Raw genomic sequence first — 25,646 nt, 5'->3', positions numbered from 1 at the left:
CTTCCGCCGCGCGGCGTCAGCGGCCCTGGTTGGCGACCGCGGCGGCGGCGTCCCTGGCCGCGTTCGGGTCGAGGTAGGTGCCGCCCAGGGTGAGCGGGCGGAGCTGCGGGTCGAGGTCGTACCGCAGCGGGATCCCGGTCGGGATGTTCAGCTTGGCGATCTCGGCGTCGGAGATCTGGTCCAGGTGCTTGACCAGGGCACGCAGCGAGTTCCCGTGCGCCGCCACCAGGACCGTCCGGCCGGCGAGGACGTCCGGCACGATCGAGTCGTACCAGTACGGCAGCATCCGCTCGACGACGTCCTTCAGGCACTCCGTACGCGGCATCAGCTCGGTCGGCAGCAGCGCGTACCGGGGGTCGCCGACCTGCGACCACTCGTCGTCGTCGGCGATCGGCGGCGGCGGGGTGTCGTACGAGCGGCGCCAGAGCATGAACTGCTCCTCGCCGTACTCGTTCAGGGTCTGCTTCTTGTCCTTGCCCTGCAGGGCGCCGTAGTGGCGCTCGTTGAGCCGCCACGACCGACGCGCCGCGATCCAGTGCCGGTCGGCGGCGTGCAGCGCCAGCTCGGAGGTGCGGATCGCCCGGCGCAGCAGGCTGGTGTGCACCACGTCCGGCAGCAGGTCGTGCTCACGCAGCAGCTCACCGCCACGGCGTGCCTCGGCCTCGCCCTTGGCGGTCAGGTCGACGTCGACCCAGCCGGTGAAGAGGTTCTTGGCGTTCCAGTCGCTCTCGCCGTGCCGCAGCAGGACCAGCGTCCCGACGGTGGGCCCTTCGCTCGCAGTCATGGGGATCATCCTGCCGCAACGGCGGACCGGACACGCGCCGGGTGGTGGTGACGACCACCACGTGGAAAAGCGGATGACCTGGTCAGGAGCGCGCCACTAGGTTGTAAGCGGCGAAAGATCGACCAGTCATTACGAAACGGGGGCGCGCGGTGCGGAGCATGCGGGGTTGGTTACGGGAGACAGCCGGTGGCCTGCCGGTCACCTTCTGGTACCTCTGGACCGGCACCCTGATCAACCGGCTCGGCTCGTTCGTGCTGGTCTTCCTCGCCATCTACCTGACCAGGGAACGCGGCTTCTCCGAGCTCCAGGCCGGCCTGGTGCTCGGCGGCTGGGGCGTCGGCGGCGCGGTCGGCACCACCGTCGGCGGGGTGCTCACCGACCGCTGGGGCCGCCGCCCGACGCTGCTCACCGCGCACGTCGGCGCGGCCGTCATGATGCTCACCCTGGGCTTCGCGCGGGAGCTGTGGGCGATCGCCGCCGGCGCGCTGCTGCTCGGCCTGTTCGCCGAGGCCGCCCGGCCGGCGTTCGGCGCGATGATGATCGACGTCGTGCCGGAACGGGACCGGCTGCGCGCCTTCTCGCTGAACTACTGGGCGATCAACCTGGGGTTCGCCTGCGCGGCCCTGCTGGCCGGGCTGGCCGCCGAGGTCGGCTACCTGCTGCTCTTCGTGGTGGACGCGGCCACCACGCTGACCACCGCGCTGATCATCTTCGTCAAGGTCCGGGAGACCCGACGGCCGACCGCGCCGACCCCGGCCACCGCCGACGCGGGCGTGCCCCACAGCGCCCTGCGCGCCATCCTCGCCGACCGGGTCTTCCTCGGCTTCGTGGCGCTCAACCTGTTCAGCGCGCTGGTCTTCCTGCAGCACATCTCGATGCTGCCGATCGCCATGGGCGAGGACGGCCTCTCCACCACCACGTACGGGTCGGTGATCGCGCTCAACGGCGTGCTGATCGTGGCCGGGCAGCTCTTCGTCCCCCGGCTGATCCGGGGCCGCAGCCGGTCACACGTGCTGGCGCTCGCCGCGCTCGTGATGGGCGTCGGCTTCGGTCTGACCGCGTTCGCCGGAGCGGCCTGGTTCTACGGGCTCACCGTGCTGATCTGGACCATGGGCGAGATGCTCAACTCCCCGTCCAACTCGACGCTCATCGCCGAGCTCTCCCCGGCCGAGCTGCGCGGCCGCTACCAGGGGGTCTTCTCGCTCTCCTGGCAGGTCGCCGGGGCCACCGCGCCGATCCTCGGCGGCTTCGTCCGGCAGGAGGTCGGCAACGCCGCGCTCTGGCTGGGCTGCGCCGCGATCGGCGGGGTGACGGCGGTCGCGCACCTGCTGTCCGGGCCGGCCCGGGAACGTCGGGCCGACGCGCTGCGCCGCCGGGGCGCGCTGGTGAAAGAGCCGGCCAGCGTCCTGACGCCGCCCGTCCCGGCAGCGGCGGAGGCGGCGGCCACCGCGCCGGCCCAGCCCGCCGCCAGCCGCTGACAACCCCGGAGAACGGCGAAGGCGTCCACCCCGACCCCCGTCGGGATGGACGCCCACATCGCACCCGGCGGCGGCGGGCGACACTCACCCCCGTAAGCGTCGCCCGCTCGCGCCGCCGGTTCAACAGGTGGGCGCCGTCCCCCAACGGCGTACGCCACCTGCCCCCTACGTCACACCTGGTGCGCGGATCTGTTCGATCCGCCGCTCCCCCGAACGTTTCCAAGCGCAGCGTAGGGCAATAAAGCTAGTTGGCCCGGGTGCCGGAGACAACCGGATCGGACTGTCTCACCAGTCACAGCCGGTTACCTGACTCGACCGTTGACAACCTCGGCATACCCGCCCCGCCTTCCGGTAAACGACTCAGGCGTCCTCCCGATCCGGTGACTCCGTCCGGAAGAAGTTGCTCGGTCGGCCGTCCCGCAGCTGCTCCTGGTAGATCAGGTTCAGCCGGCGCTCGTCGAAGGTCCGGAACCACTCGTTCCAGGTGATCTGGCGCAGCCGACGACTCTCCCGGTAGCCCGGGAAGTCGAAGGTCAGCACCCCGGCCCGGCCGTCGCGCTCGGTACCGATGATCGTCGCCGGCTTCGCCTGACGGGCCCGCGCCCACTGCTGGATCACCTCGTGACTGGTGGTGACCAGACTGCGGCCCGGACGCTCCGGCCGGTCCGCCGGCGACGTGATCTGTTGCGACGACCGCACCGACCGCGCCGACCGGACGCCGGTACGGACACCGCCACCCGCGCCGGCCCGCGAGCCCGCCTTCGCGGCGCTCTTCGTGGCCGCCCGGGCAGTGGCTTTCGGGCCGGCAGTGGCCTTCGGACCGGCGATCGCCTTCCTCCCGCCGCGCCCGGCCGTGGGCTTCGCGTCGGCCGACGCGGTGGACCTCTTCGCGTCGGCCGACGCGGTGGACCTTCTCACGCCGGCCGACGCGGTGGACCTTCTCACGCCGGCCGAGGCGGTGGACCTCTTCGCGCCACCGGAGGTGGACCTCTTCGCGCCACCCGGGGTGGCTCGGCCGGTCGGACCGGCGGTGCGCTTCGCCGAGCCGCCACGCCGCTCGGCCCGGACCAGCTCCTGCACCAGCTCCGGCTTACGCATGCCGGATACGCCGGTCACCCCGTACGTCCGGAGCCGCCCACGGATCTCGTCCACCCGCAGGTCGGCGATCTCCGCGCGGGAGCCGGCCCCGGCCCGGTTCGTCGCCGGCCCGGCCGCCGACCGCCTCGCCGCGGCCGTCGCCGGACGCCTGGCCGCCGACTGCCGCTTCGTCGCCGACTGCCGCTTGGTGGCGGTCGCGGTCCCGCCGCGACCGGAGCTGCTCTGTTGCGCCATGGACCCTCACGCTCCTCGACAGTCCGTCCCCGGCGCGCGATGGACCCGGTGGCGACCGCCGCCACCGCGCCGCCGGCCAGAGACGGCCAGCGCCGCGCCGCGCGGTGCGCATACCCGTCAGACCGGGTCCGAACCGCCGGACGTCGGAGAACCGTCACCGGCGGTCGTGGACGCCACCTGCCCGGACGGCGTGAAGAGGTGGGCGAACGCGGCGAGGTTCGCGGTGGACTCGCCCCGCTTGACCCGCCACTCCCACTCCCGGCGGATCGCCGAGCCGAAGCCGATCTCCAGCATGGTGTCGAAGGACTCGTCGGCGTACGTGAGCACCGCCCCGAGCAGTCGGTCCAGCTCGTCGGCGTCCACCCCGGCCAGGTTGACCCGACCGGTCAGGTAGACGTCGCCGACCGGGTCGACGGAGAAGGCCACCGCGTACATCCGGGCGTTGCGTTGCAGCAGCCAGGCCCAGAGCTCCTCGCGCCGCTCGTCGGGCTGACGCATGACGAACGCCTCGACGCGCAGCGCGTGCTCGCCGACGATGAGGTTGCAGATCGTCTTGAGCTTGTGGGTGCCGGGCAACGTGACCGCGTACGACGAGGGGCCGGTCGGCTCGCACGCCAGCTCCCGCTCGGCGCAGAACGACTCGATCAGGGCGGCGACGTCGCTGGTAACGCTCACCGCCACCACTCTACGACCGTTCCCCCCGAGCCGCCGGAGACGCCGCCCCGCCGGAAGAGCCGCCGCGGCGCCGCCCGCGAGGAAGGTCCCGCCGGGGAAGGCCCGACGCGGTCGGCTCAGCCGTACGAGAGGGCGCCCCCGCCGGCCAGCTCGCAGGTGAGCCGTTCCCGGCAGTCGGCGATGGTCTCCTCGTAGACGGCGAGCAGCCCGCTGACCGTCCGGTCCCAGGAGAACTGGGCGGCGTGCCGTACCGCGGCCCGGGCCAGAGCGGCCCGGCGGGGCCGGTCCGGCAGCAGCCGACGCAGCGTGTCAGCCCAGTCGGTCGGGTCGTGCCCGTCCACCAGCACCCCGCTGACCTGGTCACGGACCGCGGTCACCAGGCCACCGACGGCCGCCGCCACCACCGGCGTGCCGCAGGCCTGCGCCTCCAGGGCGACCAGACCGAACGACTCGTTGTGCGACGGCACCGCCACCAGGTCGGCGGCCCGGTACAGGGCCGGCAGGTTGCCGCCGGTCTGCGGGGGGAGGAACCGGACCCGGTCGGCGACGCCCAGGGAGGCGGCCAGCTCGATCAGGGCGGTCGGCCGTTCCAGGCCGCTGCCGCTGGGGCCGCCCACGATCACCACGGTCACCTCGTCGGCCAGCGCCGGGTCCCGGCGGCGCAGCGCGGCGATCGCCCGGACCAGCACGTCCGGCGCCTTCAGGGGCTGGATCCGGCCGACGAAGGCGACGACGTACCCGGTGCTGGGCAGGCCCAGCCGGCGGCGGGCGGCGTGCCGGACGGCGGTCGGGTCGCCCGGCAGCGGGCGGAACCGGTCCAGGTCGACCCCGGGCTCGACGACGGTGACCCGGTCGGGGTCGGCGTCGTACCGGCCGACCAGGTCGCGGGCCTCGACCCGGGTGTTGGCGACCAGCCGGTCGGCTTCGGCGACCACCTGCTCCTCGCCGATCAGCCGGGCCTTCGGCTCCGGGCGGTCACCGATGGCGAGCTGCGCGTTCTTCACCTTCGCCAGGGTGTGCGCGGTGTGCACCAGCGGCACCCCCCAGCGTTCCTTGGCCAGCCAGCCGACCTGGCCGGAAAGCCAGTAGTGGGAGTGGATGAGGTCGTACCAGCCGGGCGGGTGGGCGGCCTCGGCCCGCAGCACGCCGGCCGTGAACGCGCAGAGCTGGCCGGGCAGCTCCTCCTTGGTGAGGCCGCCGAGCGGGCCGGAGGTGACGTGCCGGACCTGCACCCCGGGCGCCATCTCGACCACCGGGGGCAGATCACCGGAGGTGGCCCGGGTGAAGATCTCGACCTCGACGTTGGCCTCGGCCAGCCGCCGGGCGACCTCGACGACGTAGACGTTCATGCCGCCGGCGTCACCGGTGCCCGGTTGGTGCAGCGGTGAGGTGTGCACGGAGATGGTGGCTATCCGCCGGGGTCGGCGGGGATGGGCGACCCGCCGACGACCGGCACCGGTGTGCATCTCCGCCACGTCCGCTCCCCTGATCACGGTGAATGCCGTCCGCACTACCGGCGCTTCTGCTCAACCCGTACGCCGGATGTCATCTTCCCGATCGGCGCCCGGAAATGCCTCGGCGCGGCCGGCGAGCGTGACGGACCTCATCGGCTGCGGCCCTGTTCGCGGCGCTCTGCCGCAGGTCGGGCCGGCCGTGCTGGCCGCGGCGGCCCGGCGGGGACGACAATGACCGGATGACTTCTGTCGCCATCGTCACCGGCGCCTCCAGCGGCATCGGCGCGGCCACCGCCCGCCGGCTCGCCACCGAGGGCTTCCACGTGCTCGCCGCCGCCCGTCGCGCCGACCGGCTGGCCGAACTGGTCCGCGAGATCACCGCCGCCGGCGGCGCGGCGACGGCGGTGACCTGCGACGTCACCTCGGACGAGTCGGTGGCCGGGCTGGTCGCCGCCGTCGACCGGGCCCCCGGCCCGCTCACCCTGCTGGTCAACAACGCCGGTGGGGCCCGGGGCCTCGACCCGGTGGAGTCCGGCTCGGTGGCCGACTGGCAGTGGATGTACGACGTGAACGTGCTCGGCACCCTGCGGGTGACCAGGGCGCTGCTGCCGGCGCTGGAGTCCTCCGGGGCGGGCACCATCGTGGTCGTCGGCTCCACCGCCGCTCAGGTCGTCTACGAGGGCGGCGGCGGGTACACCGCCGCGAAGCACGCCCAGACGGCGCTGGCCGGCACGCTGCGTCTGGAGCTGTGCGGCCGGCCGGTCCGGGTGATCGAGATCGACCCGGGCATGGTGCGGACCGACGAGTTCGGCCTGGTCCGCTTCGACGGTGACGCCGACCGGGCGGCGGCGGTCTACGCCGGGGTGCCGGAACCGCTGGTCGCCGAGGACGTCGCCGACTGCGTCGCCTGGTGCGCGACCCGCCCGCAGCACGTCAACGTGGACCGGTTGGTGGTCCGCCCGCTGGCCCAGGCCGCCCAGCACAAGGTGCACCGGGTGGGCTGATGCGACCGCAGGGCGTGGTCACCCGGGGGACGACCAACCCGAACCGGCTGCGGCGGGTGGACAACTGGATCGTCGCCACCTGCGGGGACCGGTTGCGCGCGGCGGCCGACCCGCTGGCGGTCGACCTGGGCTACGGCGCGACCCCGGTCACCGCCGTCGAGCTGCGGGCCCGGCTGGCCGCCGGGGTGCGCGCCGACGTGCGGCTGGTCGGGCTGGAGATCGACCCGGTACGGGTGGCCGCCGCCGCGCCGGCCGCCGACCCGCCCGGGCTGACCTTCGCCCGGGGCGGCTTCGAGCTGGCCGGGCTCCGGCCCGTCCTGGTCCGCGCGCTCAACGTGCTCCGCCAGTACGACGAGAGCGAGGTGGCCGCCGCCTGGCGGACGGTGACCGGCGCGCTCGCCCCGGGCGGGGTCCTGGTCGAGGGGACCTGCGACGAGCTGGGCCGGCTCGGCGGCTGGGTGCTGGTCGACGCGGACGGGCCGCGCTCGCTGACCCTGGCCGCCAAGCTGGACGCCCTGGACACACCGGCCACGCTGGCCGAGCGGCTGCCCAAGGCGTTGATCCACCGCAACGTCCCCGGCGAGCGGGTGCACGAGTTGATCCGGGCGCTCGACGACGGCTGGCGGGCGGCGGCCGGGTACGCGCCGTTCGGTCCCCGGCAACGCTGGCTGCGTACGGTCGAGGGGCTGGCGGCGGCGGGCTGGCCGCTGCTGGACCGGCCCCGACGTTGGCGGCTCGGCGAGCTCACCGTCCCCTGGTCGGTGGTCGCCCCCGGCTGAGTGAGGCGCCTTCCTGTGCACGAGGCGTCAGAAAGGGGCCCTTCCCTGCGTCAGATGGCGCAGTTGACGAGGACGGGCTCGGGGTGCAGCGTCACTCCGAAGCGGTCGTGCACGCCGTCGCGGATCTGCCGGGCCAGGGCGACCAGCGCGGCGGTGCTGGCGACGCCGGAGCGGTTGGTCAGCGCCAGGGTGTGCTTGGACGAGATGGCGACCCCGTCCGGCCCGGGGTGGCCCTTGGCGAAGCCGGCCTTGTCGATCAGCCAGGCGGCGCTGATCTTGACGGTGTCGCCCGCGCCCGGCCAGGCCGGCGGCTCGCCCAGGTCGACGGCCCGCTCGCGGAGCAGCTCGTAGCCGGCCCGGTCGAGCACCGGGTTGGTGAAGAACGAGCCGACCGAGCGGGTGTCCGGGTCGGCCGGGTCGAGCACCATGCCCTTGCCGGCGCGCAGCGCGCGGACGGTGTCGCGGGCCTCGGCCAGCGGCACCCGGTCGCCGACCTCGACGCCGAGCGCCCGGGCCAGCTCGGCGTACCGGACCGGGGTGGACAGCGGCGAGCGGCGCAACCGGAAGTCGACCGAGAGCACCACCCACCGGTCGCTGTGCCGGAAGATGCTGGACCGGTACGCGAACCCGCAGTCCGCCGCCGCGATCGGCCCGACGGCGCCGTCGTGCCGGTCGTACACCTGGACGGCGGTGACGGTCTCGGCGACCTCCTGGCCGTACGCGCCGACGTTCTGGATGGGGGTGGCGCCGGCGGAGCCGGGGATGCCGGAGAGGCACTCCACGCCGGACCAGCCGTTGGCGACGGTGGTGGCGACCAGGTCGTCCCAGGGCTCGCCGGCCTCGACCCGGACGGTGACCGTGTCGGCGTCCTCGGCGACCACCCGCAGGCCCCGGGAGCGGACCAGCACGACCGTGCCGGCGAAGCCGATGTCGCCGATCACCACGTTGCTGCCCCCCGCCAGCAGGAGGACGGGTTCATCCCGCTGTCGTGTCTCCTGCACCGTCTGTACGATTTCCTCGGCGCTGGCGGCGGTCACGAGCCGGTTCGCCGCACCACCGAGTCGCAGGGTGGTGTACCTCGCCAGGGAGAGCGTGGCGGACTCGGTGTCGGCTGTCGGCTGGGCGTAGACGTCTCGCACGCTTCTCACCCTAGGCTGAGGAAGAACCGTGACATGGCACAGGTGGCACGGTCACCCCGGGAGGATCGCGATGAGCAGACTGCACGTCAGCAAGGATTTCTGGATCGGCGCGCTCCGGACGGAGGGTCCGGCGTTCGCCGCCGCCGTGGCCGAGGCTCCGCCGGAGACACCTGTCCTGTCCTGCCCCGGGTGGACGGTCACCGATCTGGCCCGGCACATGGCCGGCGTCTACCAGTACGTGCACGGCCGCGCGGGCGCCGGCGACGCCTCCCCGCCGCCGGCCAGGTCCGGCCCGGCCATGGCCGAGGTACCCGCCGGCGCTTCCGTGCTCCAGGTCTGGCAGGAGGCGTACGACCGGCTGCTGCTGCTCTTCGACGGCCTGGACCCGGAGGCTCCGGCGTGGAACTGGGCGCCGCAGCCGAAGCGGGCCGGTTTCTGGCCGCGCCGGGTGGCGCACGAGACGGCGATCCACCGGTGGGACGCGCAGCTCGCGATCGCCGCGGGTGAGCCGATCGAGGCGAAGCTCGCGGCCGACGGGGTGAGCGAGGTGCTGGACACGTTCCTGCCGGCGGGCCGCCGCCGGACCCGGGGGCAGTGGCGCGGGGTGGTGCAGTTGGTGGCGACCGACGCGCAGCAGGAGTGGTTCCTGCGGCTGCGCGGCGAGGGGGTGGCGCTGCTGGACACCGGCACCATCCTCGACCACGACGACCACCACGCGCGGGCGCACGCGGTGGGCACGGCGAGCGACCTGCTGTTGGCGTTGTGGGGCCGGGTGGACTTCGACGCGCTGACGGTGACCGGTGACCGGGCGCTGCTGGAGGGTCTGCGGGCCGCCTGAGTCGGGCGGGGCGAGCACGTCGGGGCGGGGGCCGGGCGGCCCCCGCCTTTTTCGGCAACTTGCTGAGAGCGCTCTCTTGACACCGGACGACGCAGCTACCACCCTAGCGTGAGAGCGCTCTCCCACGCTCCGTCCCCACCCGTTCACACCGCAGCACGCATACACCTACCCGAGAGGGGTCCGATACCGATGAGGTCCATTCCGCGCCGCCGCCTCGCGGCGGTGGTGGCCCTGGTCGCGGCCGTCGTCCTGCCCACCACCGCCTGCGGCGGCGGCGACGAGCCCGCCGAGGGCGGGCCGGTCACGCTCACCGTCGACGTCTTCGGCCAGTTCGGCTACCAGGAGCTCTACCGCGAGTACGAGGCCGCCCACCCCGGCATCAAGATCGTCGAGCGGGGCACCGGCGGCAACCTGGACGAGTACTCCCCCAAGCTCACCCAGTGGCTCGCCGCCGGCAAGGGCGCCGGCGACGTGGTCGCCATCGAAGAGGGGCTGATGGTCGAGTACAAGGCCAACCCCGGCAACTTCGTCAACCTGCTCGACCACGGCGCCGGCGAGCTGAAGGGCAACTTCCTGGAGTGGAAGTGGAACCAGGGGCTCACCGCCGACGGCAAGCACCTGATCGGCCTCGGCACCGACGTCGGCGGCATGGCGATGTGCTACCGCACCGACCTGTTCGCCCAGGCCGGGCTGCCCACCGATCGCGACGAGGTGTCCAAGCTCTGGCCGACCTGGGCGGACTACGTCAAGGTCGGTGAGCAGTTCACCGCGAAGAAGACCGGCGCGGCGTTCCTCGACGCGGCCACCAACATCTTCAACACCATCGTGCTCCAGACCGCCGGCGCCGGCCCCGGCTACCACTACTACGACACCAGCGACAAGCTCGTCGTGGACAGCAACCCGGCGGTCCGCCAGGCGTGGGACACCACGATGGACATCGTCGACTCCGGCCTCTCCGGCAAGTACGGCTCGTGGTCGGAGGAGTGGGTGTCGGCGTTCAAGCAGGCCAAGTTCGCCACCATCGCCTGCCCGGCCTGGATGACCGGCGTCATCGAGGGCAACGCCGGCCCGGCCGCCAAGGGCAAGTGGGACATCGCCCGGGTGCCCGGCGACGGCGGCAACTGGGGCGGCTCGCACCTGGCCGTGCCGAAGCAGAGCAAGCACCAGGCCGAGGCGATCGAGCTGGCCAAGTTCCTGACCAGCGCCAAGGGTCAGATCGGCGCGTTCAAGGCCAAGGGTCCGCTGCCGTCGTCCCCGCAGGCCCTCGACGACCCGGCGATCGTCGACGCCAGGAACCCGTACTTCTCCGACGCGCCGATGGGGCAGATCTTCGGCTCCGGCGCGAAGACCCTCAAGCCGGTCTACATGGGCCCGAAGAACCAGGCCGTCCGGACCGAGGTGGAGAACGCCGTCCGCACCGTCGAGCTCGGCCAGCGCAGCCCCGAGCAGGGCTGGCAGGACGCGCTGGAGAACGCCAAGAAGGCCGCCGACAAGTGACCGTCGGAGTCCAACGGCAACCGGCGGGGACCGCTGCGGCGGCCCCGCCGGCCCCGCCGCCCCGAGGGGTACGGCTCAGCCGGCTCGACCAGCGCTGGTCGCCGTACCTGTACATCGCGCCGTTCTTCCTGGTCTTCGGGGTGTTCGGGCTGTACCCGCTGGCGTACACGTTCTGGGTGTCGCTGCACGACTGGGACCTGCTCGGCGCCGAGCACGCCTTCGTCGGGGCGGAGAACTACACCAAGCTGATGGCCGACGCGGACTTCTGGCACGCGGTCGTCAACACGCTGGGCATCTTCGTCATCTCCACCGTCCCGCAACTGCTCGCCGCGCTCTGGCTGGCGAACCTGCTCAACCGGCAGCTACGGGCCCGGACCACGTTCCGGATGGCGGTGCTGGTGCCGAACGTGACCTCGACCGCCGCCGTGGCGATCGTCTTCGGGGTGCTCTTCGGTCGCGACTTCGGCATGGTCAACTGGCTGCTCGACCTGGTCGGGATGGACCCGGTCGGCTGGAAGTCGAACCGGTTCGCCTCCTGGGTGGCCATCTCGACCATGGTCGACTGGCGGTGGACCGGTTACAACGCGCTGATCTTCCTGGCCGCGATGCAGGCCATCCCCCGCGACCTGTACGAGTCTGCGGCGATCGACGGCGCCGGCCGGGTCCGGCAGTTCTGGTCGATCACCGTCCCGCTGCTCAAGCCGACGATCATCTTCGCGGTGATCATCTCCACCATCGGTGGGCTGCAACTGTTCACCGAGCCCCGGCTGTTCCACTCCGGCACCAACCCGATCCGGGGCGGACCGATGCGCGAGTCGCAGACGATGACCATGTACATGTTCGAGAACGCCTTCGCCCCGCACTACAACTTCGGCTACGGCTCGGCGGTGGCCTGGCTGCTCTTCGCCCTGATCGCGATCGTCGCGGCGATCAACGTGCTGATGTTGCGCCGGCTCTCCGGTGACGGCGGCGGGCGGACCAGGAAGAAGGAGAAGCGCCGATGACCCGGCTCTGGGGGGCCAGCCGGCTCACCTACGCGGCGCTGATCGCCGCCGGATTCCTGTCGATCTTCCCGATCTACTGGATGTTCGTGGTGGCCAGCCGGTCCAGCGACGCGATGGGACAGGTGCCGCCGCCGGTCACCCCGGGCGGCAACCTCGGCGCGAACATCGCCCGGCTGTTCGGCAACACCGACGCGTACTTCCTGGCCGGGCTGATCAACTCGGCGATCGTGGCGACCACGGTCACCGTCTCGGTGGTGTTCTTCTCCACCCTGGCCGGGTTCGCGTTCGCGAAACTGCGCTTCAAGGGACGCAACGCGCTGCTGCTGGTGATCGTGGCGACCATGATGGTGCCCACCCAGCTCGGCGTGATCCCGCTGTACATGCTGATGACGAAGCTCAACTGGAACGACCGGCTGCCGGCGGTGATCGTCCCCGCCCTGGTCACCGGGTTCGGGGTGTTCATGATGCGGCAGTACGCCGGCCAGGCGGTCAGCACCGAGCTGATCGAGGCCGCGCGGATGGACGGCTGCAACACCGCCCGGGTCTACTGGAACGTGGTGCTCCCGGCGTTGCGCCCGGCCGCCGCCGTGCTGGGCCTGCTCACCTTCATGACCACCTGGAACGACTTCCTGTGGCCGTACGCGGTGCTCAACGACCCGGAGAACCCGACCGTGCAACTATCGTTGCGGGCCCTGTCGGACGGGTACTACCAGGACATGTCGCAGGTGTTCACCGGGACAGCCATCGCCACCCTGCCCCTGCTGCTCGTCTTCGTCCTGTTCGGCCGCCAGATCATCGGCGGAATCATGGAAGGTGCGGTCAAAGCGTGAGCGCGAGGAGTGAGCTGCGTTTTCCGGAGGGCTTCGTCTGGGGGGCGGCCACCGCCGCCTACCAGATCGAGGGCGCGGCCCGCGACGGCGGTCGCGGCCCGTCGATCTGGGACACCTTCAGCCGTACGCCGGGAAAGGTCTTCCAGGGGCACACCGGCGACGTGGCCTGCGACCACTACCACCGGTACCGCGACGACGTGGCGCTGATGGCGGAGCTGGGGCTGAAGGCGTACCGCTTCTCGATCGCCTGGCCGCGGATCCAACCGGACGGCACCGGCCCGGTCGAGCCGCGCGGCCTGGACTTCTACGACCGGCTGGTGGACGCCCTCGTCGAGCACGGCATCGACCCGATCGTCACGCTCTACCACTGGGATCTGCCGCAGACCCTGGAGGACCGGGGCGGCTGGACCGACCGGGACACCGCCGAACGTCTCGCCGACTACGCCACCGCCGTGTACGCGCGACTCGGTGACCGGGTCCGCACCTGGACCACGCTCAACGAGCCGTGGTGCTCGGCGTACCTCGGGTACGGCAGCGGCATCCACGCGCCCGGGGTGGTCGACGCGGGGGCGGCCTTCACCGCCGTACACCATCTGCTGCTCGGGCACGGCCTGGCGGCCCGCGCGCTGCGCGCGGCCGGCGCGGAGACCGTCGGCATCACCCTGAACCCGGCGGACGTGCGGCCGGCCGACCCGGACAGCGCCGCCGACGCCGCCGCCGTGCGGCTCGTCGACGGCCTCCAGAACCGGATCTTCCTGGACCCGCTGACCGGGGCCGGCTACCCGGAGGACATGCTCACCCACATCGCCCGGCACGTCGAGCCGACGTTCGTCCGGGACGGCGACGAGAAGCTCATCGCCGCCCCGATCGACCTGCTCGGGATCAACTTCTACCAGCCCACCTACGTGGCCGGGCGGCCCGACGCGGCCGGGGGCGGCGGCACCTTCCCCGGCACCGAGGGCGCGGTGGAGTTCCAGCCGCCCACCGGGCCGCTGACCGAGATGGGGTGGATGATCGAGCCGGCCGGCCTGACCCGGCTGCTGGAGCGGATCGCCACCGACTACCCCGGCCTGCCCATGATGATCACCGAGAACGGCGGGGCGTTCCCCGACCCGGTGCGCCCCGAGGACGGCCTGGTGGCCGACGACGACCGGATCGGCTACCTCGACGGGCACCTGCGGGCCGCGCACGAGGCGATCAGCCGGGGAGTGGACCTTCGCGGGTATCTCGTATGGTCGTTCCTGGACAACTTCGAGTGGGCCGAGGGCTACCGGAAGCGGTTCGGGATCGTCCACGTCGACTACCTGACCCAGCGGCGCACACCGAAGTCCAGCGCCCGGTGGTACCAGGAGGTGATCTCCCGGAACGGGCTGTGACGAGGTGGTGGTGACGGGGATGACGACGGCGCAGCGGCCCACCCTGGAGGCGGTGGCCCGGCGGGCCGGGGTGTCGCGGGCCACCGTGTCCCGCGTGGTCAACGGCTCCACCACGGTCGCCGAACCGATCCGGCAGGCGGTCCACCAGGCGGTGGCCGAGCTGGGGTACGTGCCGAACCTGGCCGCCCGCAGCCTGGTCACCCAGCGCACCGACTCGATCGCGCTGATCATGCCCGAGGCGGCCACCCGGGTCTTCTCCGACGACCAGGTGTTCCCCGGCATCATCCGGGGCGTCAGCCAGGAGCTGGAGGCCGCCGACAAGCAGCTCGTGCTGATGCTCGCCGGCTCGCCGGCCGGGCGGGAGCGGGTGGAGCGGTACACCAGCGGTCGGCACGTCGACGGGGTGCTGTTCGCCTCGCTGCACGGCGCCGACCCGCTGCCCGGCCGGCTCGCCCGGCTGGGCATCCCGGTGGTGTGCAGCGGCCGGGCGCTCGGCGACTCGCCCGTGCCGTACGTGGACGTGGACCACGTGGGCGGGGTGACCCGCGCGGTCCGGTACCTGATCGACGGCGGTCGGCGGCGGATCGCCACCATCGCCGGCCCGCAGGACATGGTCGCCGGCCTGGCCCGCCTGGCCGGCTACCGGGACACCGTCGCCGCCGCCGGTCTGCCCGAGCTGGTCGCGTACGGCGACTTCACCCGGGAGTCCGGGGCGGCGGCCATGCGGCAGCTCCTCGACGCCCACCCCGACCTGGACGCGGTGTTCGCCGCGTCCGACCTGATGGCGCACGCCGCCCTGCGCACGCTGCGCGAGGCGGGGCGGCGGGTGCCGGACGACGTGGCGGTGATCGGCTTCGACGACATCGAGACCGCCGCCTACACCGAGCCGCCGCTGACCACCGTCCGGCAGCCGATCCTGGAGCTGGGCCGCGCCGGCACCCGGCAACTCCTCCGGATGGCGGCCGGCGAGACCGTCGAGCCGGCGTTGATCCTCCCCACCGAGCTGGTGCTGCGCGCCTCCGCCTGAGGCCCGGTCGGACGTCGATGCCCCTGCCGGGCTGATCTGCCATTTTCCGCGGACTGTCGAAATGCGGACCCGTCAGCGGGAAATGTGTGCAAGAAACCCGACACGTCGACGCGCCACTGTGGACTGTTCCGGCCGTACCGAAAGCGCCACGCCTCCCGCATGATGTCGGGGTCAGTTGGGCGCGCGCCGTGGGGGCCGCGCCCGATGCGAGAGGAAACTGCCGTGCAGCCAGATCCGCCCAAGCCGCCGACGATTCGGGACATGGTCCGGTCGAACATCCTGTTCTACGTACGGCTCTCCATGAGCACCTTCGACAAGCTCACCGGAGTGGCGATCCGCGGTTACCGCCGCGACACTTTCCACCTCGACTCGATCGGCGCCCCGGTCATCCGGTGGGACTACAAGGACCCGGAGGAGTCGGTTCGCAAACTGACCGCCAACAACGGCGAGGGGGTGGAGAAGCTCGTCGACGAGGCCGTGCCCCGCAGCAAGAAGGAGAACAGCCTGGGCAAGGCCGGCGTCACCGACTGCCTGGTGGGCGAGGACTTCCACATGTACACCCACGTCAGCAACGCGGTGCCGGTGCCCTCGCCGTTCCGGGGGGTCTTCGGCGACGTCCGGACCTGGCTGCCGTTCCGCGCCCTGCTGTCGGTGTTCCCGCCGGTCGGCGGCGAGGTGCCGCGGGTGGCGCGGTTCGGTCAGTTCGCCGTCGACGACGCCGCGGCCGAGGGCGACCACCTGGCCAAAGAGTGGGAGAACGACCGGGAGCTCGTGGAGTACCGGCAGAAGCGGCTGACGGAGGACGTTCCCGTCTCCGGGCCGGTCGCGCTGGGCAACGTGTTCGTCAAGGCCAGTCGGGCGGCCATCCGCGAGAACACGAAATACGTCATGCGGTATTCGTTGATGAGCACGTCGGATGTGCACGCGCTCGACGGTGAGGCATTGTGGATCCAGGTCTACGACAAGACCGACCACACCACCACGTTCCTGGCGGTCGGCGGGGGCCGCAACAATCTGTGGGGAATCGACAAGCTCAACAACCGTACCGCCGGCTTGGTCTTCTCCACCATGCACCACACCTTCGGCGCGCTGATGGCGAGCTTCGCCAAGAACAGCGACAGCCTCCGCTCGCTCACCAACGGCGTCACCGGGATCTCCTGGTCGCAGTCGGCGCACCTGATGCGCGAGAACCCGATGCTGGGCAGCCGGCGGGACATCGCCGGCGGGTTCGACGTGTTCAGCCGGTTGGTCGCGCTGATGCGTCGCGGCGCGGGCATGCACGTCGTCGACAGCCCCGACGGTGACGACGACCTGGTCGAGATCACCGTCACGGTCGACGACTCCAAGAACTGACGCGCCGGCCTGCGCCGCGCCGTCCTGGAGCAGGATCGTGCTGCTTCCAGGCAGTAGTGGCCTCGATGTCGCCCGAGGCCACTACTGCCGCGAAGTAGCACGATCGTTCCGCCGGGGTAGGCGGGTCGGCGGGTCAGCGGGTGGCGACGTGGGTGGCGGTACGGAAGGTGTCGTCGCCGAACAGGACCAGGCGGGCCTCGGTGACGGTGGTCGGGGTCGCGGCGCGCAGCACGGACAGCGCCTGCCGGACGGCGTCCTCGACCGGCCAGCCGTACACCCCGGCGGAGACCAGCGGGAACGCCACCGTGACCGCGCCCAGCTCGTCGGCGACCCGCAGGCTGTTGGCGTAGCAGTCGCGCAGCAGCCCGGAGCGGTCCTCCGCCGCCGACCAGACCGGGCCGACCGTGTGGATCACCCAGCGGGCGGGCAGCTCACCGGCGGTGGTGGCGACGGCCTGGCCGGTCGGCAGGCCGCGACCGTACCGGGAGGCACGCAGCTCCCGGCACTCGGCGAGAATCGCCGGGCCGCCCCGGCGGTGGATCGCGCCGTCCACCCCACCGCCGCCGAGCAGGGACGAGTTCGCGGCGTTGACGATCACGTCGACCCGCTGCGCGGTGATGTCACCCTGAACGAGATCGACCTTCATCGACGTACCTCCTGGATGGGCTGGTCGAAGACGCGGCGGGTGAGCAGCGCCGCGCCGGCCACCGCGGCGGGCATGATCAACACCGCGCCGAGCGGGATCAGGAAGCACAGGAAGACCGCCACGCCGAAGCCGAGCGCGGTGGGCCGGTCGGCCTTCAACATCCGCCGCCGGTCGGGCAGCCGCAGGCCACGGCGGTAGAACGGCGCGCCGACCAGCTCCAGGGCGAGGAACCAGCCGCCGACCGTCGCCCCGATCACCGGTACGACGGTCTGCCCGACCACCGGGACGAAACCGGCCGCGAAGAGTGGGATGCCGACCAGCACGGAAATCCCGATCAGCCGCAGCGAGTCGGCGACGCTGCGCCGCAGCGACGGCCAGAACGGCACCTCCACCTGGCCGGGCGTGCCGCCGTACCGCTGCTCGACCTGCTCGGAGATCTTCTCGTAGAAGGGGTCGCCGATGACCAGGGTGACGGCGGTGAAGGTGAGCACGCCGAGCAGACCGCCGACGCCCAGCAGGGCCAACCCGGCGGTCACCCGGAGCAGGTTACGCGCGGTCGTCGACCAGTCGTCGGCGAACAGGGTGACCCAGGCCGCCACGTCGTCGATGAAGTAGACCAGCGTGCCGAGGGCGGTCAGGTAGATCGCGCCGGAGATCAGCGCCGGCACGACGCCGAGCAGCATCAGCCGGGGGCTGCGGGCGTACAGGTTGAGGCCGCGCAGCAGCAGCCCGACGCCGGAAAAGAACCGGCCGACGGCGCTGGCCGCCGGGGCGGTGACCCTGGGTGCGTTCACGAACCGGAAGCCTAGTGCCTCGGGTCGCCGGTCAGGCCGGCCGATCCGGGCGGGGCGACGCTGCCCGCGCGGCGTCGATCCGGCCAGCCGATCCGGGGCGACGCTGCCCGCGGCCCCCCGCGAGGGACGCCGTCCCCCCGCGGCCCTCCGCCCTCCGCCCTCCGCCCTCCGCCCTCCGCCCTCCGCCCTCCGCCCTCCGGCTGAAGTGTGAGGTGAGCGCGCCCTGTCGAGCTGCCCCAGATACGGGGCACGCACGAAACCGGCCGGCAGGACCCGATCGACACCTCCCTGTCCCGTCGCCAGCGCCGTCACCTCCGGGCCCGCAGCGCCACGCCTCCGCCGCATCCACCGGTTGGTGGATTTCCCTCGTCCACCGGGACCCGTGAAGATCAGCGCCGGCTGGTCGATTCGCCGCCGGGTCGTCTCCGCCGACCATTGACGGGTACGACGACGGCGCGGCGAAGGGCGGCGGTCATGCCGGTCATCGAGGTGACCAACCTGCACAAGCGGTACGGCTCACGGGTGGCCGTGCACGACGTCTCCTTCACCGTGACGGCGGGGGAGGTCTTCGGTGTCCTCGGGACGAACGGCGCCGGCAAGACCACCACCGTGGAGTGCGTGGCCGGGCTCCGTGTCCCCGACGGGGGCGGGGTGTCGGTCCTCGGGCTCGACCCCCGCAGGGACGCGGCCCGGCTCCGCCATCGGGTCGGCGTGCAACTCCAGGAGAGTCAACTCCCCGATCGGATCCGGGTCCGTGAGGCGCTCGACCTGTACGCCTCGTTCTACCGGTTCCCGGTCGACCAGGCAGAGCTGCTGGCCGAGTTGGGCCTCGGAGCCCACCGCGACGTGACGTACCGCAAACTCTCCGGCGGGCAGAAGCAACGGCTGTCGATCGCGTTGGCCCTCGTCGGTGATCCCGAGGTCGCCATCCTCGACGAGTTGTCCACCGGGCTCGATCCGCACGCCCGCCGTGAGGTCTGGGCGGTGGTCGAACGGCTCCGCGCCCGGGGCGTCACCGTCCTGTTGGTCACCCACCTGATGGCCGAGGCGGAACGCCTCTGTGACCGGGTCGCCGTCGTCGACGCAGGCCGGGTGGTCGCGCTGGACACCCCGGCCGCCCTGATCCGCCGGTACGACGGCGTCGACCTGGAGGATGCCTTCCTGGCGCTCACCGAACGCGCCACCCCAGCGCGGGAGTCGTCGTGACCGGTCTGCGTCAGATGTTGCGGGTGGAGATCCGGCTGTTCCTGCGCGAGCCGGTGACGGCGTTCATGGCGGTGGGGCTTCCGGCGCTGATCCTCGCCGGGCTCGGCGCGGTGCCGGCCCTGCGCCGGCCGGACGATCTCTTCGACGGGCACAGCCTGATCGGCTACTTCGCCCCGTCACTGCTGGTGATGACGCTCGCCACGGCCGGGCTGACCAGTCTGGCGAACGTGCTGGCCGGTTACCGGGAACGCGGGGTGCTGCGCCGGTTGGCGGTCACCCCGGCCCGTCCGGCCGCCCTGCTCGCCGCGCAACTGCTGCTGCACCTGACCGTGTCGGGGCTCGCCGCGACGCTGTTGATCGCGGTCGGCCGGGTCGCGTTCGGCGTGCCGCTGCCGGGTCACCTGCTCGGCTTCGCCACGGCCTACCTGCTCGGCGCGGCGGCGCTGTTCGCGTTGGGGCTGCTGGTCGCGGCGGTCGCCCCGAACCAACGGGTGGCCGGTGGCACGGCCGGCGTGCTGTTCCTGTTGACCATGTTCCTCGGCGGGGCCTACCTCCCCCGCTTCCTCCTGCCCGACGTGGTCAACCGGGTCGGCGCGTTCAGCCCACCGGGGGTGCAGGCGCTCTTCGACGCCTGGCACGGCGCCCCGCCCCGACCCGCGCACCTGCTCACCATGGCCCTGGTGGCCCTGCTCGCGGGTACGGTGGCGGCGACGTCGTTCCGCTGGGAGTGAGAAACCGATGAGCAGCACCGCCGAACGGGTCGACCGGCTCACCGCCTGGGAGGACCGGGAGGCGGGCCTGTACCGCCTGCTGCCGTACGTCGGCCTGACCGCCGGGACGGTGCTGGCGCTCGCCGCGCCGATGGACCACGCGCCCCCGGTTCCGGTGGTGCTGGCCCTGGCCGCGGCGGCCGGGGTCTGGGTGGCCTGGTTCGTCACCCTGCACCCCGACTGGGCGCACCGCCGCCTCCTGATGGCCGGTTACTACCTCGGTCTGCTCGGCTTCGGCGCGGCGCTGGTGCTGATCAGCCCCTGGTTCGGGTTCTTCACCTGGATCGGTTTCGTGCACGCGTTCCTGGTGCTGCCGGGCCGGTGGCGGTTCGCCGGGGTCGCCGCTACCGCCACGCTGGTCGCCACCGCGCAGAGCGCCGGCCTGCCGGCTTCGCCCCAGCACTGGCTGCTCTGGTCGGTGCTGGTGCTGTTCAACGTGGGCGCGGCCGGCGCGGTGAGCTGGTTCGGCATGATCACCGGGGATCAGAACGCCAGCCGCAAACGGCTCGTCGCCGTGCTCGCCACCACCAACGGAGAGTTGGCGGCGGCGAACACCCGACTCGCCGAGACGAACCGGCGGCTGGCCGAGACGATGCGGGAGAACGAGGAGCTGCACACCCAACTGCTGGTCCGCGCCCGCGAGGCCGGCGTGCTCGACGAGCGGCAACGAATGGCCAGGGAGATCCACGACACCCTGGCCCAGGGGCTGGCCGGGATCATCACCCAACTGGAGGCCGCCGAGCAGGCCCGGGACCGGACGCCGGACTGGCGTCGACACGTGCGCACCGCGATCGACCTGGGTCGGGAGAGTCTGGCCGAGGCCCGCCGTTCGGTGCGCGCCATCCGCCCGGAACGGCTGGAGACGACCCGGCTGCCCGACGCGCTTACCGAGCTGACCGCGAGCTGGTCGGCTCGTAACGGTGTCCCGGGTGAGGCGCGCACGACCGGTACGCCTCGTCCGCTGCACCCCGAAGCCGAGGTGGCCCTGCTCCGGGCCGCTCAGGAGGCGCTGACCAACGCCGCGAAACACGCGGGCGCGACCCGGGTCGGGCTGACCCTGTCGTACCTGCCGGACGAGGTGATCCTGGACGTCCGCGACGACGGGGTGGGCTTCGACCCGACCGCGTCGGCCGTCCCGGCGACACGAGCCGACCAAGCCACGTCGACCGGCCACGCCACAACGACGGGCCACGCCACAACGACCGACCAAGCAGAATCGACCGACCAGGCCGTACCGCCAGGCCGAGCCGCGCTGCCTGACCGGGCGTCGGTCAGCGCGCTGGAAGGCGGTTACGGGCTGGCTGCGATGCGGCAGCGGGTCACCGGTGTCGGCGGACGTCTCACGATCGAGTCGGAGCCGGGCGGCGGCACCGCCATCTCGGCCGCCGTCCCCGCGCCTCCTGTCACGCCCGCCCCGACGCCGCACATCGCGCCCCCTGTCACGCCGATCCCCACGCCGCACGTCACGCCCACCCCGACGCCACACGTCACGCCGATCCCCACGCAAGGCGGCACGCCCACCCCGAGGCCACACGTCGCGCCGCACGTCACGTCGGTCCCGGCGTCGCCCCTCCGGTCGGTCCCGGCGTCGCGCGTCACGGCGCCACCCTGCCCGGGCGCGGCCAGCAGGGATGGCGATGTCCAGTGAGCGACGCGGACGAGCCGGTCGCCCTGATCCGGCTGCTGATCGTCGACGACCATCCGGTGGTGCGGGACGGGCTGCGCGGCATCTTCGACGGCGACCCGGGGTTCACCGTGGTCGGTTCGGCCGCCGACGGCGCGGAGGCGCTGGCCGTGGCGGCAGCCACCCGGCCGGACGTGGTGCTGATGGACCTGCGCATGCCGGGTCTCGACGGAGTCACCGCCACCCGTCGGCTCACCGCCGGCAGCCCCGGCGTCCGGGTGCTGGTGTTGACCACGTACGACACGGACGCGGACGTGCTGCCCGCGATCCGGGCGGGGGCGACCGGCTACCTGCTCAAGGACTCGCCCCGCGAGGAGCTGACCCGGGCCGTACGCGCGGCGGCACGCGGCGAGTCGGTGCTCTCCCCCACCGTGGCGGCCCGGCTGATGGGTCGGGTCCGGAGCCCGGGGCAGGAGCCGCCCAGCCAGCGCGAGCTGGAGGTGCTCACCCAGGTCGCCCGTGGCCTGTCCAACAAGGAGATCGCCGCCAAGCTGTTCGTCAGCGAGGCCACCGTCAAGACCCACCTGCTGCACCTGTACGCCAAGCTGGGCGTCAACGACCGGGCCGCGGCCGTCGCCACCGCGTACGACCGGGGGCTGCTCACGCCCGGTGGGCGGTGAGCCGGGCAGGATGGTCGGGTGCGCGCGGCCCGACTGATCTCCCTGCTTCTGCTCCTCCAGCACCGGGAGACGATGACCGCCGCCGAGCTGGCCCGGGAGCTGGAGGTCTCCGAACGGACGGTGTACCGGGACGTGCTCGCGCTCTCCGCCGCCGGGGTTCCGGTGTACGCCGACCGGGGCCGGGCCGGTGGGTACCGGCTGCTCGGCGGGTACCGGACCCGGCTGACCGGGTTGACCAGGCAGGAGGCCGAGGCGCTGTTCCTGGCCGGGCTGCCCGGTCCGGCCGGCGACATGGGGCTGGCCGACGCGGTCGCCACGGCCGAGTTGAAGGTCCTCGCCGCGCTGCCGCCGACCCTGCGGGACGCCCCGGCCCGCACCGGTCAACGGTTCCACCTGGACGTGCCCGGCTGGTTCCGGGAGAGCGCCCCGCCGCCCCGACTGGCCGAGCTGGCCGGCGCGGTGTGGCGGGACCAGACGGTCCGGTTGCGCTACCGGCGCGGGGAACGCGAGGTCAGCCGCGCGGCGCAACCGTACGGGCTGGTACTCAAGAGCGGCACCTGGTATCTCGTCGGCCGGGTCGACGGCGGGTACCGGACGTACCGGGTGGACCGGGTGGTGGACGTGACCGTGACCGGGGAGCCGTTCGACCGGGACGAGGCTTTCGACCTGGGCGGGTACTGGGCGGAGCAGGCCGAGGCGTTCCTCCGGCAGATGCTCGGCGAGCGGATCACCGTCCGGCTCACCCCGGCCGGGTTGCGGGCGCTGCGGCACCTCGCGCACACCCCGTACGCGTACCAGGAGGCGGTCGCCGACGCCGGCGAGCCGGACGGGCAGGGGTGGGTGGTGACCCGGCTGCCCGTCGAGTCGGTCGAGGTGGCGTACGAGCTGGTGCTGTCGTTGGGGCCGGAGGTGGAGGTGCTCGACCCGCCCGGTCTGCGGGCCATGCTGGTCGACGCCGCCCACCGGCTGCACGCCCTCTACCGTGCCGATCCGCGACCGGACGCCCGACCGGCCGACCCCGCTCGCCCCACCGGCTGACCCTGGGGGCGGGTCAGTCCGTCAGGCGTACCCGGACCCGACGGTTGGCCCGGCCCTTGCTCTCCACCTTCACCACCTGGATCCTGCCGATCCGCGCGGTGGACGCCACGTGGGTGCCGCCGTCGGCCTGCACGTCCAGCGGGTAGAAGGCCGACCGGTCGAGCACGATGCCCTGCTCCGGGTCGGCGTACAACACCGTGCACTCCCACTCACGCAGGGTCGGATCCAGCAGGTGGGGTCGGTGGGGTACGGCCATGGTGGGTGACGCCCGTGCGCGGGGGCTACCCGTTGAGGAAGGTGGAGATCCGGTCCCGCAGGTCGGCGCGCTCGGTCCACAGCACGCCCGGTCGGTCGTACACGTGCAGGGTGGCCCGGGGCAACGCGGCGGCCAGCGCCTCGGCGACCTCGGCCGGATGGCGGTCGTCGCCGGCGCAGCCGATCACCAGGGCGGGCGCGGTGACCGTGGCGAGCGCCGCGGCGTCCCGCAGCGGGGTCGCGTCCAGCAGCCCGGCCAGGCCGGGGGCGAGCCCGTCGCGGAGCAGATGGTCCAGTCGTTGCCGCAGGTACGCCCACCCGGTCGGGGTGTTCCGCACGGCCGGGGGCAGCTCGGACGAGACCACGTCGGCGACCGCCGACGCGTCCCCGCTCTCCACCGCCGCGAGCAGGTCGGTCAGCCAGGGTCGGGCGGAGGTGTCGCGGGGTCTGTCGAGCACCGCCGGCAGGAAGAAGACCAGCCGGTCGAACCGGTCCGGGCTCTCCACCAGCAGCCGGCACAGCGCTCCCGCGCCGAGGCTGGCCCCGAGCGCCCGGGTCGCGCCACTCAGGTCGGCGACGGCCCGCAGGTCACGGGCCAGCTCCAGGTAGCTCCACGGCCCGGGGGGCGTGTCGGAGCGCCCGTGCCCCCGGAACTGGAAGAAGACCTTGCGGCCGGCGACGGCGCTGCCGAACGGTCGGGTGGTGGCGATGCCGTGGGCGAGCCCGTGCGCGAACAGCGTCGTCGGCTCGCCCGCCCCGGTGACCAGCCGCTCCAGCCGGACCCCGTGCGGGGTGGTGACCAGCTCGGTCTCCGGCTCGGGCAGAGCCGGGCGGCCGGTGCGCGGCGCGCCCGGGCCGGGACCCCACGTCCGTGGCCCGCCGTCGGGCGGCGGTGGCCAGCGGAAATCCCTCACCAGAAACCCTTGCCGTCGGAGAGGTCACGCAACCCGACGCGTACGTCGAGCAGGTAGATGAGTCCGGCGGCGATGCCGACCAGGCCGAACAGGCTGATCGGGCCGAAGCCGAGCAGGGTGAGTATGAGGCAGACCGCCAGGATGGCGATCCAGCCGCCCTTGGGCAGGGTGCCGATCGCGGGGAACGCGTCCGCGCGCTGCGTGATCGCGTGCACCAGCGCGACACCCTGCACGATCAGCGCGAAGACGAGCAGGATCAGCTCGATCACGTAGCGGACATCGAGGAAGAAGATCGGCGCGGCGTTGGCCATGTCGGCAAGCTTATGTCGGCGGCCCCGGAAACGTCCGACACGACGCTTCCGGGGCCGTCACGACAGGTCCTTCGGCGTGCTCGTCACTCGGCGGTGGGACGGGTCCGCTTGGTGGCCTTCGGCATCTTCGGCGACGACGTACCCGTGGCCGCCTTGTTGGTGGCGGCCTTGGTGGTGGTCGCCTTGGTGGCCCGGGTCCGCTTGGCGGCGGCCGGCTTGGCCTCGACCACCTCGGCGACGTCCGCGGGGGTGGGGGCCCCCGGGGCGTCAGCCACCGGGGCGGTGGTCGCCGGGGCGGTGGTGGGGGTCGGGGCGTCAGCGCCGGCGGTCCCCTCGGTCGTCTCGATGTCGGCGTTCACGGTCTCCGCGACCTCCAGCACGCCGGTCCCGACCACCCGCTCGCCCCGGGCGACCAGCGCGCCGTACGCGGCTAGCGCCCGCTCCTGGGCGGCCTGCGCGCCGGCCAGCACGACGGCGGCGTTCCGGGTCGCCAGCTCGCGCACCCGGTCCAGGTCGAGGTCGGCCGCGTTGGCCTTCTCGCGCAGGCCCAAGGCGGTCAGGTTGGCCGTCCGGAACGTCTCGGTGGCCTTCTGCCGCAGCTCGAAGCCGGTCACCACGGCCTTGCCACCGAGGTCGGTGACCACCCGGCCACCCAGGTCGGTGACCACCCGGCCGCTCAGCTCGGTGACCACGGTGGGCAGCTTGCGGAGCTGCTGGAGGGCCAGCTCACCGGCGCCGGCGGCGGCGTAGAACGGGGCGGGGATACGACTGGTCTTCGGCTGGCTCATGACGGGTTCTCCTCCTCGACCGCCGGGGCGGTCGCGTTCTTCGGGCTCTT

At 72.9% G+C, this 25,646-nt stretch carries 25 protein-coding genes and 1 pseudogene; 15 read left to right on the top strand and 11 right to left on the bottom strand.

Annotated elements, in window-relative coordinates:
* Window positions 1-16 precede the first annotated feature (16 nt).
* Window positions 17-784 (bottom strand): phosphoglyceromutase, encoded by a 768-nt coding sequence (locus O7606_RS23010; RefSeq protein ID WP_281596099.1) that lies wholly within the window; start codon window positions 782-784, stop codon window positions 17-19.
* Between the two features lie 149 nt (window positions 785-933).
* Here O7606_RS23010 and O7606_RS23005 point away from each other — a divergent pair, with 149 nt between their 5' ends.
* Complete coding sequence (locus tag O7606_RS23005) at window positions 934-2,262, top strand: MFS transporter (protein ID WP_281596098.1); 1,329 nt, start codon at window positions 934-936, stop codon at window positions 2,260-2,262.
* Window positions 2,263-2,622: 360 nt separating this feature from the next.
* Here the strand turns inward: O7606_RS23005 and O7606_RS23000 are convergent, their stop codons facing one another.
* The 3 genes from O7606_RS23000 to mshA form a co-directional block, all read right to left on the bottom strand.
* Window positions 2,623-3,594 carry a hypothetical protein gene (locus tag O7606_RS23000; RefSeq protein ID WP_281596097.1) on the bottom strand — a complete coding sequence of 324 codons (972 nt, stop codon included), beginning with the start codon at window positions 3,592-3,594 and terminating at the stop codon, window positions 2,623-2,625.
* Window positions 3,595-3,711: 117 nt separating this feature from the next.
* On the bottom strand, window positions 3,712-4,269 hold the full coding sequence (locus O7606_RS22995) for a YbjN domain-containing protein (RefSeq protein ID WP_281596096.1): 558 nt from the start codon (window positions 4,267-4,269) through the stop codon (window positions 3,712-3,714).
* Between the two features lie 116 nt (window positions 4,270-4,385).
* Window positions 4,386-5,744 carry a D-inositol-3-phosphate glycosyltransferase gene (gene mshA, locus O7606_RS22990; RefSeq protein ID WP_281596095.1) on the bottom strand — a complete coding sequence of 453 codons (1,359 nt, stop codon included), beginning with the start codon at window positions 5,742-5,744 and terminating at the stop codon, window positions 4,386-4,388.
* 218 nt (window positions 5,745-5,962) lie between these two features.
* Here mshA and O7606_RS22985 point away from each other — a divergent pair, with 218 nt between their 5' ends.
* Window positions 5,963-6,727 (top strand): SDR family NAD(P)-dependent oxidoreductase, encoded by a 765-nt coding sequence (locus O7606_RS22985; protein WP_281596094.1) that lies wholly within the window; start codon window positions 5,963-5,965, stop codon window positions 6,725-6,727.
* Window positions 6,727-7,506, top strand: a complete 780-nt coding sequence (locus O7606_RS22980) for a class I SAM-dependent methyltransferase (RefSeq protein WP_281596093.1) — start codon at window positions 6,727-6,729, stop codon at window positions 7,504-7,506. Before O7606_RS22985 ends, O7606_RS22980 begins: the two co-directional genes overlap by 1 nt.
* Window positions 7,507-7,556: 50 nt before the next feature.
* Here the strand turns inward: O7606_RS22980 and O7606_RS22975 are convergent, their stop codons facing one another.
* On the bottom strand, window positions 7,557-8,645 hold the full coding sequence (locus O7606_RS22975; protein ID WP_281596092.1) for a UDP-N-acetylmuramate dehydrogenase: 1,089 nt from the start codon (window positions 8,643-8,645) through the stop codon (window positions 7,557-7,559).
* A 70-nt stretch (window positions 8,646-8,715) separates the two neighbouring features.
* Here O7606_RS22975 and O7606_RS22970 point away from each other — a divergent pair, with 70 nt between their 5' ends.
* The 7 genes from O7606_RS22970 to O7606_RS22940 all read left to right on the top strand — a co-directional run bounded on the left by O7606_RS22970 (window position 8,716) and on the right by O7606_RS22940 (window position 16,570).
* Entirely contained in the window at window positions 8,716-9,483 is a 768-nt protein-coding gene (locus tag O7606_RS22970; RefSeq protein WP_281596090.1) for a maleylpyruvate isomerase family mycothiol-dependent enzyme, read from the top strand.
* Window positions 9,484-9,672: 189 nt separating this feature from the next.
* Complete coding sequence (locus O7606_RS22965; protein ID WP_281596089.1) at window positions 9,673-10,980, top strand: extracellular solute-binding protein; 1,308 nt, start codon at window positions 9,673-9,675, stop codon at window positions 10,978-10,980.
* Between the two features lie 107 nt (window positions 10,981-11,087).
* Complete coding sequence (locus tag O7606_RS22960) at window positions 11,088-11,984, top strand: sugar ABC transporter permease (RefSeq protein WP_281599822.1); 897 nt, start codon at window positions 11,088-11,090, stop codon at window positions 11,982-11,984.
* A complete protein-coding gene (locus O7606_RS22955) occupies window positions 11,981-12,814 on the top strand; it encodes a carbohydrate ABC transporter permease (protein ID WP_281596088.1) in 834 nt (277 codons plus the stop codon). Before O7606_RS22960 ends, O7606_RS22955 begins: the two co-directional genes overlap by 4 nt.
* Window positions 12,811-14,190, top strand: a complete 1,380-nt coding sequence (locus O7606_RS22950) for a GH1 family beta-glucosidase (protein ID WP_281596087.1) — start codon at window positions 12,811-12,813, stop codon at window positions 14,188-14,190. Before O7606_RS22955 ends, O7606_RS22950 begins: the two co-directional genes overlap by 4 nt.
* 19 nt (window positions 14,191-14,209) lie before the next feature.
* Window positions 14,210-15,217, top strand: a complete 1,008-nt coding sequence (locus tag O7606_RS22945; RefSeq protein WP_281596086.1) for a LacI family DNA-binding transcriptional regulator — start codon at window positions 14,210-14,212, stop codon at window positions 15,215-15,217.
* A gap of 261 nt (window positions 15,218-15,478) precedes the next feature.
* Window positions 15,479-16,570, top strand: coding sequence for a hypothetical protein (locus tag O7606_RS22940; RefSeq protein ID WP_281596085.1), 1,092 nt, complete (start codon window positions 15,479-15,481; stop codon window positions 16,568-16,570).
* Between the two features lie 133 nt (window positions 16,571-16,703).
* Here O7606_RS22940 and O7606_RS22935 read toward each other — a convergent pair whose 3' ends face one another.
* Together O7606_RS22935 and O7606_RS22930 are read right to left on the bottom strand one after the other, a co-directional pair.
* On the bottom strand, window positions 16,704-17,216 hold the full coding sequence (locus O7606_RS22935) for an O-acetyl-ADP-ribose deacetylase (protein ID WP_281596084.1): 513 nt from the start codon (window positions 17,214-17,216) through the stop codon (window positions 16,704-16,706).
* The gene (locus tag O7606_RS22930; protein WP_281596083.1) at window positions 17,213-18,010 is read right to left on the bottom strand and encodes an EI24 domain-containing protein; all 798 of its coding nucleotides are present in this window, start codon (window positions 18,008-18,010) and stop codon (window positions 17,213-17,215) included. The genes O7606_RS22935 and O7606_RS22930 overlap by 4 nt, the downstream gene beginning before the upstream one ends.
* A gap of 474 nt (window positions 18,011-18,484) precedes the next feature.
* Between O7606_RS22930 and O7606_RS22925 the strand changes: the two are divergent.
* The 5 genes and pseudogenes from O7606_RS22925 to O7606_RS22905 form a co-directional block, all read left to right on the top strand.
* Window positions 18,485-19,141: pseudogene (locus O7606_RS22925) on the top strand (ABC transporter ATP-binding protein); the annotation flags it as partial.
* Window positions 19,142-19,212: 71 nt separating this feature from the next.
* Window positions 19,213-19,947, top strand: a complete 735-nt coding sequence (locus tag O7606_RS22920) for an ABC transporter permease (protein WP_281596082.1) — start codon at window positions 19,213-19,215, stop codon at window positions 19,945-19,947.
* Window positions 19,948-19,954: 7 nt separating this feature from the next.
* Window positions 19,955-21,634 carry a sensor histidine kinase gene (locus tag O7606_RS22915; RefSeq protein ID WP_281596081.1) on the top strand — a complete coding sequence of 560 codons (1,680 nt, stop codon included), beginning with the start codon at window positions 19,955-19,957 and terminating at the stop codon, window positions 21,632-21,634.
* Complete coding sequence (locus tag O7606_RS22910; RefSeq protein WP_348651120.1) at window positions 21,631-22,290, top strand: response regulator transcription factor; 660 nt, start codon at window positions 21,631-21,633, stop codon at window positions 22,288-22,290. Before O7606_RS22915 ends, O7606_RS22910 begins: the two co-directional genes overlap by 4 nt.
* A gap of 18 nt (window positions 22,291-22,308) precedes the next feature.
* A complete protein-coding gene (locus O7606_RS22905) occupies window positions 22,309-23,328 on the top strand; it encodes a WYL domain-containing protein (RefSeq protein ID WP_281596080.1) in 1,020 nt (339 codons plus the stop codon).
* Window positions 23,329-23,341: 13 nt separating this feature from the next.
* On the opposite strand, the gene O7606_RS22900 is transcribed toward O7606_RS22905, so the two are convergent.
* The 4 genes from O7606_RS22900 to O7606_RS22885 all read right to left on the bottom strand — a co-directional run bounded on the left by O7606_RS22900 (window position 23,342) and on the right by O7606_RS22885 (window position 25,596).
* Complete coding sequence (locus O7606_RS22900) at window positions 23,342-23,584, bottom strand: hypothetical protein (protein ID WP_281596079.1); 243 nt, start codon at window positions 23,582-23,584, stop codon at window positions 23,342-23,344.
* Between the two features lie 25 nt (window positions 23,585-23,609).
* Window positions 23,610-24,497: an alpha/beta hydrolase gene (locus O7606_RS22895; RefSeq protein WP_281596078.1), complete on the bottom strand. Its 888-nt coding sequence runs from the start codon at window positions 24,495-24,497 to the stop codon at window positions 23,610-23,612.
* Entirely contained in the window at window positions 24,494-24,808 is a 315-nt protein-coding gene (locus O7606_RS22890; RefSeq protein ID WP_281596077.1) for a DUF2516 family protein, read from the bottom strand. Before O7606_RS22890 ends, O7606_RS22895 begins: the two co-directional genes overlap by 4 nt.
* A gap of 83 nt (window positions 24,809-24,891) precedes the next feature.
* Window positions 24,892-25,596, bottom strand: coding sequence for a hypothetical protein (locus O7606_RS22885; RefSeq protein ID WP_281596076.1), 705 nt, complete (start codon window positions 25,594-25,596; stop codon window positions 24,892-24,894).
* Window positions 25,597-25,646: the final 50 nt, after the last annotated feature.

This window comes from Micromonospora sp. WMMD882, assembly GCF_027497255.1.
Classification (GTDB): Bacteria; Actinomycetota; Actinomycetes; order Mycobacteriales; family Micromonosporaceae; genus Micromonospora.
This window is presented reverse-complemented; position numbering and strand designations above follow the sequence as displayed.

Excerpts from the sequence above, each read along its gene's own strand:
- O7606_RS23010 (WP_281596099.1), bottom strand. The coding sequence starts at position 784 with ATGACTGCGAGCGAAGGGCCCACCGTCGGGACGCTGGTCCTGCTGCGG.
- O7606_RS23000 (WP_281596097.1), bottom strand. The coding sequence starts at position 3,594 with ATGGCGCAACAGAGCAGCTCCGGTCGCGGCGGGACCGCGACCGCCACC.
- O7606_RS22985 (WP_281596094.1), top strand. The coding sequence starts at position 5,963 with ATGACTTCTGTCGCCATCGTCACCGGCGCCTCCAGCGGCATCGGCGCG.
- O7606_RS22980 (WP_281596093.1), top strand. The coding sequence starts at position 6,727 with ATGCGACCGCAGGGCGTGGTCACCCGGGGGACGACCAACCCGAACCGG.
- O7606_RS22970 (WP_281596090.1), top strand. The coding sequence starts at position 8,716 with ATGAGCAGACTGCACGTCAGCAAGGATTTCTGGATCGGCGCGCTCCGG.
- O7606_RS22965 (WP_281596089.1), top strand. The coding sequence starts at position 9,673 with ATGAGGTCCATTCCGCGCCGCCGCCTCGCGGCGGTGGTGGCCCTGGTC.
- O7606_RS22955 (WP_281596088.1), top strand. The coding sequence starts at position 11,981 with ATGACCCGGCTCTGGGGGGCCAGCCGGCTCACCTACGCGGCGCTGATC.
- O7606_RS22945 (WP_281596086.1), top strand. The coding sequence starts at position 14,210 with ATGACGACGGCGCAGCGGCCCACCCTGGAGGCGGTGGCCCGGCGGGCC.
- O7606_RS22940 (WP_281596085.1), top strand. The coding sequence starts at position 15,479 with ATGGTCCGGTCGAACATCCTGTTCTACGTACGGCTCTCCATGAGCACC.
- O7606_RS22935 (WP_281596084.1), bottom strand. The coding sequence starts at position 17,216 with ATGAAGGTCGATCTCGTTCAGGGTGACATCACCGCGCAGCGGGTCGAC.
- O7606_RS22915 (WP_281596081.1), top strand. The coding sequence starts at position 19,955 with ATGAGCAGCACCGCCGAACGGGTCGACCGGCTCACCGCCTGGGAGGAC.
- O7606_RS22900 (WP_281596079.1), bottom strand. The coding sequence starts at position 23,584 with ATGGCCGTACCCCACCGACCCCACCTGCTGGATCCGACCCTGCGTGAG.
- O7606_RS22890 (WP_281596077.1), bottom strand. The coding sequence starts at position 24,808 with ATGGCCAACGCCGCGCCGATCTTCTTCCTCGATGTCCGCTACGTGATC.
- O7606_RS22885 (WP_281596076.1), bottom strand. The coding sequence starts at position 25,596 with ATGAGCCAGCCGAAGACCAGTCGTATCCCCGCCCCGTTCTACGCCGCC.